This is a genomic window from Cryobacterium sp. 10C3 (genome assembly GCF_034314285.1).
GTDB classification, from domain to species: Bacteria; Actinomycetota; Actinomycetes; order Actinomycetales; family Microbacteriaceae; genus Cryobacterium; species Cryobacterium glucosi.
Genome location: NZ_JAVIWF010000002.1, coordinates 3,149,562 through 3,164,469, shown reverse-complemented (window position 1 = coordinate 3,164,469; position 14,908 = coordinate 3,149,562). Strand labels below are relative to the sequence as shown.

At 64.9% G+C, this 14,908-nt stretch carries 7 protein-coding genes, 2 rRNA genes and 1 pseudogene; 5 read left to right on the top strand and 5 right to left on the bottom strand.

Annotated elements, in window-relative coordinates:
• Positions 1–74: 74 nt before the first annotated feature.
• Positions 75–3,210, top strand: a 23S ribosomal RNA gene (locus tag RGU41_RS15920).
• A 123-nt stretch (positions 3,211–3,333) separates the two neighbouring features.
• Positions 3,334–3,449: ribosomal RNA gene (gene rrf / locus RGU41_RS15915) — 5S ribosomal RNA — on the top strand.
• 290 nt (positions 3,450–3,739) lie between these two features.
• Here the strand turns inward: rrf and RGU41_RS15910 are convergent.
• The 5 genes from RGU41_RS15910 to RGU41_RS15890 form a co-directional block, all read right to left on the bottom strand.
• Positions 3,740–4,381: a histidine phosphatase family protein gene (locus RGU41_RS15910; protein WP_277870862.1), complete on the bottom strand. Its 642-nt coding sequence runs from the start codon at positions 4,379–4,381 to the stop codon at positions 3,740–3,742.
• Between the two features lie 134 nt (positions 4,382–4,515).
• Positions 4,516–5,769 (bottom strand): glycosyltransferase 87 family protein, encoded by a 1,254-nt coding sequence (locus RGU41_RS15905; RefSeq protein ID WP_322136831.1) that lies wholly within the window; start codon positions 5,767–5,769, stop codon positions 4,516–4,518.
• Between the two features lie 202 nt (positions 5,770–5,971).
• The gene (locus RGU41_RS15900) at positions 5,972–9,373 is read right to left on the bottom strand and encodes a DEAD/DEAH box helicase (protein WP_322136830.1); all 3,402 of its coding nucleotides are present in this window, start codon (positions 9,371–9,373) and stop codon (positions 5,972–5,974) included.
• Positions 9,374–9,460: 87 nt separating this feature from the next.
• Positions 9,461–10,369 carry a universal stress protein gene (locus RGU41_RS15895; protein WP_322136829.1) on the bottom strand — a complete coding sequence of 303 codons (909 nt, stop codon included), beginning with the start codon at positions 10,367–10,369 and terminating at the stop codon, positions 9,461–9,463.
• A 109-nt stretch (positions 10,370–10,478) separates the two neighbouring features.
• Positions 10,479–12,410, bottom strand: coding sequence for a primary-amine oxidase (locus tag RGU41_RS15890; RefSeq protein ID WP_322136828.1), 1,932 nt, complete (start codon positions 12,408–12,410; stop codon positions 10,479–10,481).
• Positions 12,411–12,595: 185 nt separating this feature from the next.
• On the opposite strand from RGU41_RS15890, the gene RGU41_RS15885 reads away from it, so the two are divergent.
• The 3 genes and pseudogenes from RGU41_RS15885 to RGU41_RS15875 all read left to right on the top strand — a co-directional run bounded on the left by RGU41_RS15885 (position 12,596) and on the right by RGU41_RS15875 (position 14,788).
• A complete protein-coding gene (locus RGU41_RS15885; protein ID WP_322136827.1) occupies positions 12,596–13,516 on the top strand; it encodes an AAA family ATPase in 921 nt (306 codons plus the stop codon).
• A gap of 516 nt (positions 13,517–14,032) precedes the next feature.
• Positions 14,033–14,380, top strand: a pseudogene (locus RGU41_RS15880) (AAA family ATPase); the annotation flags it as partial.
• Between the two features lie 81 nt (positions 14,381–14,461).
• Complete coding sequence (locus RGU41_RS15875) at positions 14,462–14,788, top strand: hypothetical protein (RefSeq protein WP_322137375.1); 327 nt, start codon at positions 14,462–14,464, stop codon at positions 14,786–14,788.
• Positions 14,789–14,908: the final 120 nt, after the last annotated feature.

Here is a 14,908-nt window from a genome sequence, read left to right as displayed (position 1 = left end):
ATTTATAGATCATTGGTCAATTTCGATCGTGAGACGAAAGTTTTACGATTCTTAATCGATTCAAACTCATGTGATTTCAAATTTCTAAGAGCAAACGGTGAATGCCTTGGCATGTAGAGCCGAAGAAGGACGTAGTAATCTGCGATAAGCCTCGGGGAGTTGATAAACGAACTGTGATCCGAGGATGTCCGAATGGGGAAACCCCGCCAGGCCCGTAAGGTGACCTGGTGACTCCCGCCTGAATATATAGGGCGGGTAGAGGGAACGTGGGGAAGTGAAACATCTCAGTACCCACAGGAAGAGAAAACAATAGTGATTCCTTAGTAGTGGCGAGCGAACCCGGATGAGGCTAAACCGATCATGTGTGATAGCCGGCAGGCGTTGCATGGTCGGGGTTGCGGGACTTTTCTGCTGATTCTGCCGAACAGTGAGGGTTAGAGCGTTGTATAGACGAACAGGATTGAAAGCCTGGTCATAGAGGGTGCGAACCCCGTAGTCGAAATGCAGTAATCGCCCGAAGAGTATCCCAAGTAGCACGGGGCCCGAGAAATCCCGTGTGAATCTGTCAGGACCACCTGATAAGCCTAAATACTCCTACATGACCGATAGTGAACAAGTACCGTGAGGGAAAGGTGAAAAGTACCCCGGGAGGGGAGTGAAATAGTACCTGAAACCGTTTGCTTACAAACCGTTGGAGCCAGTCTGATTCTGGTGACAGCGTGCCTTTTGAAGAATGAGCCTGCGAGTTAGTGATATGTGGCGAGCTTAACCGAGAGGGGAATGCGTAGCGAAAGCGAGTCTTAATAGGGCGATTCAGTCGCATGTCCTAGACCCGAAGCGAAGTGATCTATCCATGGCCAGGTTGAAGCGACGGTAAGACGTCGTGGAGGACCGAACCCACTTCAGTTGAAAATGGAGGGGATGAGCTGTGGATAGGGGTGAAAGGCCAATCAAACTTCGTGATAGCTGGTTCTCTCCGAAATGCATTTAGGTGCAGCGTTGCGTGTTTCTTGCCGGAGGTAGAGCTACTGGATGGCCGATGGGGCCTAAAAGCTTACTGACGTCAGCCAAACTCCGAATGCCGGTAAGTGAGAGCGCAGCAGTGAGACGGTGGGGGATAAGCTTCATCGTCGAGAGGGAAACAACCCAGACCACCAACTAAGGTCCCAAAGCGCGTGCTAAGTGGGAAAGGATGTGGAGTTGCACAGACAACCAGGAGGTTGGCTTAGAAGCAGCCACCCTTTAAAGAAAGCGTAATAGCTCACTAGTCAAGTGATTCCGCGCCGACAATGTAACGGGGCTCAAGCACGCCACCGAAGTTGTGGCATTGATATTTTTGGTAAGCCGCACACTTGTTGTGTTGGTTCAGCCGTGTTGATGGGTAGGAGAGCGTCGTGTGGCCAGCGAAGCGGCGGTGTAAACCAGCCGTGGAGGCTACACGAGTGAGAATGCAGGCATGAGTAGCGAAAGACGGGTGAGAAACCCGTCCTCCGAAAGATCAAGGTTTCCAGGGCCAGGCTAATCCGCCCTGGGTAAGTCGGGACCTAAGGCGAGGCCGACAGGCGTAGTCGATGGAAAACAGTTTAATATTCCTGTACTGGCGAAAAACCGTCCAAGCTAATCCAGTAATGCTAAGCATCTGAATCCTCTAGATGGATCCCTTCGGGGTGAAGCGTGAGGCCTAGCGTGCGACCCTATGCTGGTGCGGTTAGCGTATTAACAGGTGTGACGCAGGAAGGTAGCTGAGCCGGGCGATGGTTGTCCCGGTCTAAGGATGTAGGCCGAGAGATAGGCAAATCCGTCTCTCATATAAGGCTGAGACCCGATGGGTAGCCCGTAAGGGCGAAATCAGTGATCCTATGCTGCCAAGAAAAGCATCGACGCGAGGTTTTAGTCACCCGTACCCCAAACCGACTCAGGTGATCAGGTAGAGAATACTAAGGAGATCGAGAGAACTCGTGGTGAAGTAACTAGGCAAAATGGCACCGTAACTTCGGGAGAAGGGGGGCCGGAGGCGTGAAGGGATTTACTCCTGGAGCGTTCGAAGGCCGCAGAGACCAGTGGGAAGCGACTGTTTACTAAAAACACAGGTCCGTGCCAAGTCGCAAGACGATGTATACGGACTGACGCCTGCCCGGTGCTGGAAGGTTAAGAGGAACGGTTAGCCGCAAGGCGAAGCTGAGAATTTAAGCCCCAGTAAACGGCGGTGGTAACTATAACCATCCTAAGGTAGCGAAATTCCTTGTCGGGTAAGTTCCGACCTGCACGAATGGCGTAACGACTGTCCCAGCTGTCTCAACCGCGAACTCGGCGAAATTGCATTACGAGTAAAGATGCTCGTTACGCGCAGACAGGACGGAAAGACCCCGTGAACCTTTACTATAGCTTTGCACTGGTCTTTGAATGTTGCTTGTGTAGGATAGGTGGGAGGCTTTGAAGCTTGGACGCTAGTTCAGGTGGAGTCAACGTTGAAATACCACTCTGGTCATATTGGATATCTAACTTCGAACCGTGATCCGGTTCAGGGACAGTGCCTGGTGGGTAGTTTAACTGGGGCGGTTGCCTCCTAAAAAGTAACGGAGGCGCCCAAAGGTTCCCTCAACCTGGTTGGCAATCAGGTGTCGAGTGTAAGTGCACAAGGGAGCTTGACTGTGAGACTGACAAGTCGAGCAGGGACGAAAGTCGGGACTAGTGATCCGGCAGTGGCTTGTGGAAGCGCTGTCGCTCAACGGATAAAAGGTACCTCGGGGATAACAGGCTGATCTTGCCCAAGAGTCCATATCGACGGCAGGTTTGGCACCTCGATGTCGGCTCATCACATCCCTGGGGCTGGAGTAGGTCCCAAGGGTATGGCTGTTCGCCATTTATAGTGGTACGCGAGCTGGGTTTAGAACGTCGTGAGACAGTTCGGTCCCTATCTGCCGTGCGACGCAGGAGATTTGAGAAGGTCTACTCCCTAGTACGAGAGGACCGGGATGGACGAACCTCTGGTGTGTCAGTTGTTCCGCCAGGAGCACCGCTGATTAGCTACGTTCGGAGACAGGATAACCGCTGAAAGCATCTAAGCGGGAAGCCGGCTTCGAGATGAGATTTCCATCCCTTCGGGGGAGAGGCTCGCAGCTAGACTACTGCGTTGATAGGCCGGATGTGGAAGAGGGGACTAAAGACCCTTGGAGCTGACCGGTACTAATAAGCCAATAATTTGATAACACACCAGTTTGAATAAGCTGCAAGCGTCCACTATGTGGTTCTCGACGTACGGTCGAGAACAACCCCGGCATAACACCCGGGGTCTATAACTGAAAAATATAGAATCGATCCATCGAAAGATGTTTCGGCGGCTATAGCGAGAGGGAAACGCCCGGTCACATTCCGAACCCGGAAGCTAAGACTCTCAGCGCCGATGGTACTGCAGGGGGACCCTGTGGGAGAGTAGGACACCGCCGGACTTAACTTAGAAACACCAGAAAAGCCACCCCACGGGGTGGCTTTTCTGCTTAACCCACACACCGCAACCACCAGCCAGCCAGCCAGCCAGCCAGCCAGCCAGCCAGCCAGACAGCCAGACAGCCAGACAGCCAGCCGGCCGGCCGGCCCGCCCTGCACTGGCCCCGCCCTGCACTGGCCCCGCCCTGCACTGGCCCCGCGCGACACCAGCGCCGCTATGCCCCAGGCACGCGTGGCGCGTAACGGCGCAACTGGCGCGCAACCCGCGGAGGTCAGCGGGAGCGGTCAGGGGTCAGCGGGCGGGGACGGCGTCGAGTGCGTCCAGGTCGTTGTCGAGGTCGTCTGTTGCCGTCAGGACCTCGCCGTTGAGTACCTGGAGCGACCAGTCGGTGTCGTCCAGGCTGGCGACGTTCAGGGCCGCGTTGGTGATTGTGCCGACGAACTCGCCGAGGGCCTTCATCAGGGTCAGGCGGATCAGCGTGCCGTGGGAGACGACGATGATCCGGGCCCCGGGGTGCGCCACGGCGAGCTCACGCAAGGCCTCGAGGCCGCGCGCGGCGACATCCGCTTCGGACTCCGCGCCGATGAAGCCGCCGTTGCCGGTCGGACCGCCATCGATGCGCAGGGCGTCGAGCTCAGGGCCGGCGCTCAGGCCCTCTGCGGGACCGTAGTTGCGTTCCACGATCTCCGGGATGCGGCGGGTCACCGTGAGGCCGAGGCCGTCCGCAATGAGGTCGGCGGTTTCCGCGGCCCGGGACAGGGTCGAGGAAACAATGAAGTCCCAGTCGTAGTCCGCCAGGTGGCCGACCGCCTCGGCGGCCTGCGCGCGCCCGGTGTCGTTCAGCGGGATGTCCGACAGACCCTGGATCCGCATGGCGGCATTCCAGTCGGTCTGGCCGTGGCGGATAAGGGCGAAGGTCGTTGGTGAAGTCACTACTCCATTGTCCCCCGGCCGGGGACCCAACCGGGAATCGCCCAGGCGGCCCGGACCGTGCCCGAACGCCAGCGACGCACGGCAGGGCTACGCCCGGCTCTGGCCGGGTGGAGACTGCGCGGGTTGACGCCGGGTCAGGCGGCGACGCTACGCGAGTTGCTCGCGGCCAGGCGGCGGGAGAGCAGTGCGGGCGAGGTGACGGGAGCCACGACCATGCGCCACAGCGTGACGAGAGACCAGCCGAACATCACGATCAGGAGGCCGTTGCGCGCCGTCAGCAGCACGAGCGCCGACAGGTCGCCGTTGACGAGGGGCATGTAGAACACCGGGAAGATCAGCGTGGTCAGAACGCCGATGGCGACCATCATGTACGCCGGCGCGCGCCAGGCGTGCCAGCTGTGGCTGACTCCGACGATGACGACGGGCGCGAGCCACAGCATGTACTGAGGGGACCCGACCTTGTTGAAGATGATGAAGGCGCCGACGAGCGCGAGCGACCCGACGAGCAGGAGCTGCGAGACGTCGTGGTGACGGCGCAACGCGACCAGCATGAGCGTGACGATCGCCCCCATGGCGATGAACATCAGCGGATTCATCAGGGAGGCGACGAGCGTTGTGCCGGGTCCGCTGACCTCGCGGGTGGCGATCGCGTAGTTCTGGTAGATGAACGTGTTCGGGTGGCCGAGGGCGGCGAGCCAGACCCAGGGGGTCGTGATCGGCGCTTCGAGCTGCATAGCCCGGTCGGACTGCATCGTGACGAAGCCGGTGATGTACTTGAGTCCGCCGAGAGCGAAGACAGTGCCGACGACGCCGGCCGTGACCGCGATGCCCGTGAGGATCACCGTGATGCGACGCCGGGACGCGACAACGACGGCGACAACGACGGCCGCCGGCCAGACCTTCACCCAGGTGGCGATGGTGAGCAGTGCTGTGGCCACGATCGGGCGACGGGCGAGCAGGACAAGACCCATGATCACGAGCGGGGCGGTGAGGCCCTCGAGCCGGAGCAGGCCGACGGGGCTCAGGACGAAGCTGATCACGAGGAAGAACCAGGCGGAACGGTAGCCGCTGATCTTGCGGCCGGCATCCGTGAGCACCATGACGGCCAGGGCGTTCAGCGCGGCCGTCATCAGGAACCACATCAGCTGGTACAACAGCGGACCGCCGAGGCCGGCGAACACGATCGGGAACAGGGCGCCGATCGGGTAGACCCACTCGACGTTGATGCCCATCCAGACGTGGTGCACGAGGCCCTGCTGGGCCCACGTGCGGTAGAGGGGCAGGTCGCCGAGGACATTGCCGGTCAGGATCGCGGGCAGGAGGGCCAGGAGGAAAACGACGTGGATGGCGATGAAGCCGATCACGAGGGTGCGGGGGTTTCCAGCCACAGGCGGCGGGCGGGCGTGAGAACGCGTCGGACCCGGTGGTCGACCTGGTCAAGAATGTAGGACATTTCACTCACCTCTGCAGACGGCCAAAAGCCCGGGAGGGCAGACTTCATCCAAATTATAGGTTTGTGCGCTGGGTTGCAAGACAGTTCTGCCCGGTTACCGGCCCTTCCTGCTGAGAGAGCTCACAGCCTGATGGCGGTCAGGCGAGCAGTTCGCGGATGTCCGCGGCCGTGAGCGCGGTTCCCCTGGCGCCGTCGGCGGAGAGCACGCTGTCGAAGAGGCGTGCCTTGGTGGCCTTGAGCGCCATGACCTTCTCCTCGATCGTGTTCTTCGCGACGAGCCGGTAGACGAACACATTCTTGGTCTGGCCGATCCGGTGCATCCGGTCGACGGCCTGCGCCTCGGTCGCGGGGTTCCACCAGGGGTCGAGCAGGATGGCGTAGTCGGCCTCGGTCAGGTTGAGCCCGAAGCCTCCGGCCTTGAGGCTGATCAGGAACACCGAATTGGTACCGGTCTTGAACTCGTCGATCACCGCAGCCCGGTTGCGGGTCTTGCCGTCGAGGTAGGAGTAGCTGATGCCGGCGGCTTCGAGCCGGTTGCGGGCCCGGCCGAGGTACTGGGTGAACTGGCTGAAAATGAGGGTGCGGTGCCCGCCGGCGACGATGTCCTCGAGCAGTTCGAGGAGCGCGTCGAGCTTGGTGGAGGGGATCCCGTCGTACTTGGCGTCGTAGAGGCCCGCGTCGAGGCTGAGCTGGCGGAGCATCGTGAGGGAGCGGAAGATCTCGAAACGGTTCGCGTTCAGGTTCTCGATCAGGCCGAGCACCTTCTGCCGTTCCCGGGCCAGATGGGTGTCGTAGACGGCCCGGTGCCGGGGGTTCAGGGTGAGCTCGAGCACCTGCTCCTGCTTGCTCGGCAGGTCACCGGCGACCTCCTCCTTGGTGCGGCGCAGCATGAACGGGCGGATGCGGCGGCGCAGCTGGGCGAGCCGTTCGTCGTTCGCATCCCGTTCGATGGGCTTCTGGTAGTAGTCCGCGAAGCGGGTGGGGCTCGGGAACAGGCCGGGCGCAGTGATCGACAGCAGCGACCAGAACTCCATCAGATTGTTCTCGAGCGGGGTGCCGGTGATCGCGAGCTTGAACGGTGTGTCGAGGCGCCGGGCGCATTGGTAGGCCCTGGATGCGCGGTTCTTCACGAACTGGGCCTCGTCGAGCAGGAGACCGGCCCACGGCACCGCGTTGTACTCGTCGAAGTCGAGGCGGAACAGCGTGTACGAGGTGATCACGACATCCGCATCGGCATGGAGGGCTGCGATGCCCGTCGCCCGTTTGCGCGAGGTCTCCGTGACGGATGCGACGCGCAGGCCCGGCGCGAATCTCGCGCACTCCGCAGCCCAGTTCGAGACGACGCTCGTGGGAGCGACGACGAGGAACGGGTGCGCGGGTGCGTCGCTGTCGCGTCCGGCCACCGCGCGGCTGATCAGGGCGATCGCCTGCAGGGTCTTACCGAGCCCCATGTCGTCAGCCAGGATCCCGCCGAGCCGGTGGTCGTGAAGGAAGCCGAGCCATTCGAAGCCGGACTGCTGGTAACTGCGGAGTGTCGCGTGCACGCCGTCCGGCAGCGGGAGCGTCGGTACCCGTTCCACGTCGGTGAGCCCGGCGACGATGTCGCGCCAGCCGGCGGCCTGGCTTGTCACGACGCCGAGTTCCTGCAGTTCCTCCCAGAGGTCGGCCTGGAAGGGGCTGATGCCGAGGGAGGTCGCGGATGGTTCCTGCAGGCTGCGGGCTTCCTCGATCAGGCGGCGCAGGGTATGCAGTTCGGGCCGGTCGAGGCTGAAGTACGTGCCGCTCGGCAGGATGAGGATGTCCTGGCCGGTCGCGAGGGCCCGGAACAGCACGTCGAAGGGCACGTCCTCTCCGTCGATCGAGACGGACACCGCGAGATTGAACCAGTCCCGGTCGTCGAGGCGCTCGCTCGTGCCGACGCTGATCACCGGGGCGGTGTCCGCCGCCCGGTAGTCGACCACGACGCCGCTCTGCACGACGACGACGTCGGGGAGTACTTCGAGCCGCGGCACGACCCCCTCGAGGAAGTCGATCATGCCGGCGCCGGTGAGTTCGGAGTGCCCGGACAGCCGGGGCACCCCGCCGCGCCGCGGGGCGAGCTCGGTGAGGGGTGCGAGCAGTTCGTCGACGGAGCGGAGGATCCGTGCCTCGGCGGCGGAGTCCCGGTAGCGGTGCTCTCCCGGAGCCGGCCGCAGTTCGAGGTCGTATTCCCCTGCTGGGGTTTCGGTGCTGGTGCCGGTGCTGGTGGCGGCCGGGCCCGCCTGGTAGCGCCACGCCCAGTTCAGAGCGATGCGCGCATCCGCCTGGTGGCTGATCGTGAGCGTGAGCGCGGGGCGCGGGCTTTCGGGCAGCTCGAACGAGTCGTCGCGGCTCGTGACGCGCGCACGGTCGCGGAGGTACGGGTAGAACTCGGCGAGGAAGTCGGGCTCGTCGGCGGTGGGCACGTCGATGGACTGGCCGGTGGCGGCGAGGTTCCGCAGCTCCCTGCTGACCTCGACAGCGAGCGGCGCGAGGGTGAGCCTGCCTCCGGTCGGGTCCCCGGCGGGGGCATCCTGCCAGGTGTAGATGCCGTGCGCCGGGTCGCCCGTGAAACCGAACCGGCCGCCGGGCAACCGGTGCTCGTCGAGTACGACGGTGGGGGTGAGCGCGAGGCCGCCGGGGGTGCGGCGGATGTCGAGCTCGAGTGATGCCGGACGATCGGCGATGCGCACGGGATCCTGGGCGCCCGAGGTGGAGATGAGCGGGATGCCGGCGGCCGTCGCCTCCTCGAGCAGGCCCCAGAGCGCCCGGTCCGGGAAGTCGTCGAGCTGGATCCACTGCGTCGCCGAGCCGTAGTACGGGCGTCCGGCGAGGTGCAGGGCGTAGAGCGCGGAGAGCACCCGCCGTTGGGCGCGCTGGGCGGTGCCCGCGGTCTGGGCGATGTTGTCCCAGGTCAGGGCGCCGCGGATCCAGCGGCCCTGCTTGCCGAGCAGCATCGGCCGGGCGGCGAGGTGCCGTCCACCGGACTGGAACCGGGAGTTGACCGGGGCGAGCACCTGGAACTGCAACGCGAGTTCCGTCCCTGTCCGCGCGGCCGTCTCTCCGGGTGTGGGCAGGCCGCCGAGCGCGCTGCGCCAGCGCGGGACGGTCGGGGCGGGCGCTGCGGATGCTGCTGCGGGGGACTGGACTGCATACAGGGCCGGCGGCGCGGACCGCCTGCGGAAGCGGTCGACGTCGGCCTCGTCGGCCTCGATCGAGCCCGGATTCCCGCCGTTCCGGCTCGTGACGAGCAGGGCGGCGACATGCTTGCAGTTGCTCCGCATCGGGCAGGTGCAGAGCCCGGTCGCGCGCACCGCGACACCGGCGGGATTCAGGATGAACGAGATGGTCACCGTGTACGGCGTGCGTCCAGTGCCCCGGACCTTTCCGATGAGCCTGGTGCCCGAGTCGTCCCAGACTTCGGACAGGACGTGGCCGTTGCGCGCATAACGTTCACCGCGCGAAAAGGCCTGGCTTCCGACGAGGAGGGCGATCTCGTGTGAGCTGAGAGAGTGAGCCATAAGGGGGAAGAGGGTTCCTTAGAAGGTCGAACCCCATTCTCCCACGGTGTGGCCGGCAGCGGAGGCGGCGGCGGCCTCCGCTGCCGCTCAGCGGGCGAGGCGGTCGGCGGCGCCGGTGGGGACGACGACGAGCGGCACCGGAAGGGCGTTGAGCATCCGGTGGGCGGTGATGCCGAGGAAGATCGTGGTCGGCTGGGCGAGGCGGCTCGAACCGACGAAGGCGACTTCGTCCGTTCGCCACTCGATGGCCTCCACCGCGGACTCCACGTTCTCGCCGACGGCGACCTCGGTCGTGATGGCGCCCGGAGCAGACGATCGCGTCGAGTAATACTCGAGCACCGATTCGAGATGCGCCGTGCTCTCCGCGGTCCGGGCCGCCTCGACAGCGGGCGTCGACTCGCCGTGCTGGGCGCGCCGGGAGTCGACCTCGACGAGGGTGAGGAAGCGCACGTCAACGCTGAGACCCTCCGTGAACGCCAGCAACGAATCGAGGAGAGTCGACCAGCCGGGCCGGGTTCCGATCGCGCAGGTGATCCGGGAGATCTGCGCCGGGGCGAGGTACCCGTGCGGCGCGAGGGCGACGGGTACGGGCGAGGCGTGCAGGAGGGCGTTTGCGACACTGCCGATCGTGTAGCGACCGCGGATGCCGTGGCGTGAGGCTCCGACGACGATCCGGTCGGAGTCGAATTCCGTGACGGCCCTCAGCAGCCCGTCGGAGGTCGCATCCGCCCAGATCAGGTGCGTCGTGGCCACGACGTCGGCCGGCACTCTCGCCGCGGCGCCGGCGAGCCACTCGAGGCCCTGCTGTTCGAGGAGTGCCTCGAAGTCGGAGCCGGAGGCGCGCAGCCGGGAGGGCGCGATAGTGGAGTGCGGCAGCACGAGGCACAGCCGCAGCTCGGCTCCGGTCAGCCGGGCGAGGGCGACCCCGAGTTCGATGGCATCATTGCCGCGATCGGTCGCTTCGTAGGCGACGACGTAGTTCGCTGTCCTGGTCACGCTGGATCTCCCTGGGTTCTCGGTGAAATGTCGGTGGGGCTGGTCTGTGCGCTTCGTGGCCGGTGCTGCTCGGTGCTGCTCGGTGCTGCTCGGTGCTGCTCAACGCTGGTCAGTGCTGGTCGTGATGCTCATGTCCGTGCGCGTGTCCTGCGGCACCCGGCTGCACGTCGAGGGAGGGGTTGCGGTCGAAGAAGCCGACCGGCTTGAGCCAGAATGACACGGTGTCGGCCGGCATGACGGGCCACTCCTCGGGGCGGGTGATGTGGTGGATGCCGAAGACGTACCAGAGCACGATGTCGGTGTTCCGCACCGGCCGCCCGGCGCGGGTCCACTCGGGCAGGCCGTGGTCGACCGCGCTCTGGTTGACGAACTCGCCGCAGGGCCAGCGCTGCGTCTCGTCTCCGGGGGTGACCCACACCGTGTGCCCGATCACCTGGGCGCGCTGGAACACCGGCGAGGAGGGGTCGAAGAACGAGGGGATGGCGCCGCCCGGAACGAGCTTGTACGACACCGGGGTGCCGAGCCCGTTCAACGTCGCCTCGTTCACGACCTTCCAGCTGCGCTGGGTGGCCCAGTCATAGTCGTCGAAGCCCTCGGTCTCGATCGGCGTGTTCCGCTGGGTGAGGGCGAGCCCGAGCGGATTCGCTTCGTCGATCGGCTCGACGCGCGTCTCGGAGCGGAACACCGTGTTCTCGGTCCCGTCGATGTCGAGGTCCATCCGGGCGACGATGAAGTGCTGGTGGAAGGGGGCGTATGTGCGGGTGTCCACAAGGGTGCCGTTCGGATGCGGCTGGCCCGCGTCGAGGCTCGTGACGACCATGATCCCGGTCGCGCGCACCTCGCACTCCATATTGCCGTCCTGGTAGAAGCGCCAGTAGACGAGGTATTCGTAGTTCGCGACGGTGACGTGGAAGGAGACGACGAGGCGACGCATCCGCCGTACCTCCGATCCGCCACCGTGGTCGACGTGCTTCCAGAGCACGGCGTTGTCCTCTTCGTGGATGCAGATGGCGTTGGGAATCGAGTACGGTTCGCCGGCGCTGTTGTGCAGCACGGCGTCGAGGTAGCGGATCTCGCCGAGGCAATCGCAGCCCAGTTCGAGTGAGGTCGTCATGAAGCCCAGGCCCCACTCGCCGATATCGAAAGCCGTGCGACGGAAATGATCGACGCTCGGATCCCGGTAGGGCACGACCATTTCGGCGAAGGAGAGCCGGTTGGCGATCGGGCGGACGCGCTCGCCGTCCCGGTAGCTCACTTCGTGCAGCGTCATGCCCTCCCGGTAGTTGAAGCCGACCCGGAGCGACCAGTTCTGCCACTCGACCCGGTGGCCCGTGACGGTGAAGCTCGGCCCCTCTGCCTGCACGATGTCGAGCGGCCTCAGCGGAGGCCGCCGGCTCAGGTCGCGGATGCGAGGAGGGATGAGATGCGGCACGTATTCGCCCATCACGGCCGGGCGGTCGACCGCGAACGAGTCCTCGACGTCGAGGAGTTCCATCGTGTTGACGTCGATCACGAAGTGCAGTCCGCTCACCGGTCCGGCATAGGGGTTGGCGCCCGCCTCCGCGCGCACCCAGACGTCGGACCAGCCGATCCTCCTGCCCCGGAATCGCTCAGGGATGACGGCGTCACCGTAGGTCCAGGTGTCGATGAAGACGTTGTCGAGATCGGTGATGTCCCGGCGGGCGAGGGCGGCGACGACGTCCGGGTGCGCGCGGAGAGCCGCATCCGCTTCGTCCCACTCGTCGACCGTGAAGTTGGCCTGCACGCCCGGCACCGTGGTCCAGTCGAGCAGGGCGTCTGCGCTGAGGGAGACGACCGCCACCCAGGTGCTGTTCTCGGCCCGGTTCAGCACGACGAGCCGGGCGAGGCGCTCGGGCACCGCACCGGCACGATCGAAGGCGGACCTGGCGTGCCGGCCCGGCTCGACGAGTTCGATCGAGGCGAAGCGCCAGCCCGGTCCGACACCGCGCTCGCGGCCGACGATGGCTGCGGCCGCGGTGAACTCATCGGCCGTCAGTGGGTCGAGGGGATGGAAGGTCATCGGGGCTCCTCATCATCGAAGGCGTGTCTCGGCGGCGCTGTCGCCTGCCGCCGTTTGCGGTCATTATGGCACCGGTACCGCCGGACGCGAGTGCTGGCGCCGAGCGTCGCCAGCCTCTAAACTTGAGTCGACGCGACTCAGCTTTGTTTGTCGGCGGGCTGTCGCACGAGAGAGAGGAACTTCCCATGCAAGCAGGCCAGCAGCCGCCCCAGGAAGAGGCGAAGTCTGCGCTCGAGAAGTACGGCGTGAACCTCACCGAGATCGCGAAGAGCGGCAAGCTCGACCCCGTGATCGGGCGGGACGCCGAGATTCGCCGCGTGAGCCAGGTGCTCACCCGCCGCACCAAGAACAACCCGGTGCTGATCGGCGAACCCGGTGTCGGGAAGACCGCCGTTGTCGAGGGTCTCGCCCAGCGGATCGTGGCCGGCGACGTGGCCGACTCGCTCAAGGGCAAGCAGCTCGTGGCGCTCGACCTCGCCGCCCTCGTGGCCGGGGCGAAGTACCGCGGCGAGTTCGAGGAGCGGCTGAAGGCCGTGCTCAAGGAGATCAACGACGCCGAGGGTCAGATCATCACCTTCGTCGACGAACTGCACACCCTGATGGGTGCGGGCGGCGGGGAGGGCTCTGTCGCGGCATCCAACATGCTCAAGCCGATGCTCGCCCGCGGCGAACTGCGCCTGATCGGAGCGACGACGCTCAACGAATACCGCGAGTTCATCGAGAAGGACGCCGCCCTCGAGCGGCGCTTCCAGCCGGTGCTCGTCGACGAGCCGAGCGTGGAGGACACGGTCGCGATCCTGCGCGGCCTCAAGGAGCGCTACGAGGCGCACCACAAGGTGTCGATCGCGGATGCCGCTCTCGTCGCGGCCGCGTCCCTCTCGAACCGGTACATCACCGCCCGGCAGCTGCCGGACAAGGCCATCGACTTGATCGACGAAGCGGCCAGCCGGCATTCGGATGGAAATCGACTCCGCCCCCGTCGAGATCGACGAGCTGCGTCGCAGCGTCGACCGGCTCAAGCTCGAGGAGCTGGCCCTCAAGAAGGAGAAGGACGACGCCTCCCGCCAGAGGCTCGAGAAGCTGCGGGCCGACCTGCTCGAACGTGAGGACACCCTGAAGGGACTGCAGGCCCGGTGGGACAAGGAACGCGCCTCGCTCAACCGGGTCGGCGAGCTCAAGACCCGACTCGACACCGCGCGGAGTGAATCGGAGCGGGCCCAGCGCGAGGGCAACCTCGAACGCGCCTCCCGGCTGCTCTACGGCGACATCCCCGTGATGGAACGCGAACTCGCCGCCGCCGAGCAGGCAGAGTCCGACGGACCGCGGATGGTCAACGACCAGGTCACCGCGGAGGACATCGCCGCCGTCGTCGCGATGTGGACGGGTATTCCCGTCGGTCGCCTGCTCCAGGGCGAGACCGAGAAGCTGCTCAACCTCGAGGGCGAGCTCGCGCACCGGCTGATCGGCCAGAAGCGCGCCGTGCGCGCGGTCGCAGACGCGGTGCGCCGCAGCCGGGCCGGCATCTCCGACCCGGACCGGCCGAGCGGCTCGTTCCTGTTTCTCGGCCCTACCGGTGTCGGCAAGACGGAGCTGTGCCAAGGCGCTGGCCGAGTTCCTGTTCGATGACCGAAGAGGCGATGGTGCGTATCGACATGTCCGAGTTCATGGAGAAGCACTCCGTGGCCCGCCTGATCGGTGCGCCGCCGGGCTACGTGGGTTATGAAGCAGGGCGGTTACCTTACCGAAGCTGTGCGACGGAAGCCTGTATTCAGTGATCTTGCTGGATGAAGTGGAAAAGGCTCACCCGAGACGTGTTCAACGTGCTGCTGCAGGTGCTCGACGACGGGCGCCTCACCGACGGCCAGGGCCGCACCGTCGACTTCCGCAACACCATCCTCGTGCTGACGTCGAACCTCGGCTCGGCGTTCCTGATCGACCCGACGCTCAGCACCGAGCAAAAGGAGGAAGCCGTGCAGCTGCTCGTGCGGCAGACCTTCAAGCCGGAATTCGTGAACCGGCTCGACGACATCGTCGTCTTCCAGTCGCTTTCGATGGAGGACCTCGGCCAGATCGTGGAGCTCATGATCGACCGGCTCGAGAAGCGCCTCGTGGAGCGCCGCCTCGAACTGGCCGTGACGCCGCGGGCGCGCACCTGGCTCTCCGAACGCGGCTACGACCCGATGTACGGCGCCCGCCCACTGCGGCGGCTCATGCAGACCGAGATCGACGACCGGCTCGCGACCGCGATCCTCTCCGGCAAGGTGCGCGACGGTGACACCGTGCTCGTGGACCTCGCGGCCGATGGCGACTCCCTCACGGTCGCGCCTGCGCCCGCTGTGCCCGTGCCGCCGCATCCGCTCGACGAGGCCGACCTCTAGAGCGCAGCCCGTATCATCGCGAGAGCGGGTGAGGCGTCGTTTTCGCACCCTGAAACCGACGATTCACCCGCTTTCGCGGTCAGCGGAACGGGGGCTGGGCGACGGCGTGCCGGCGAGGTC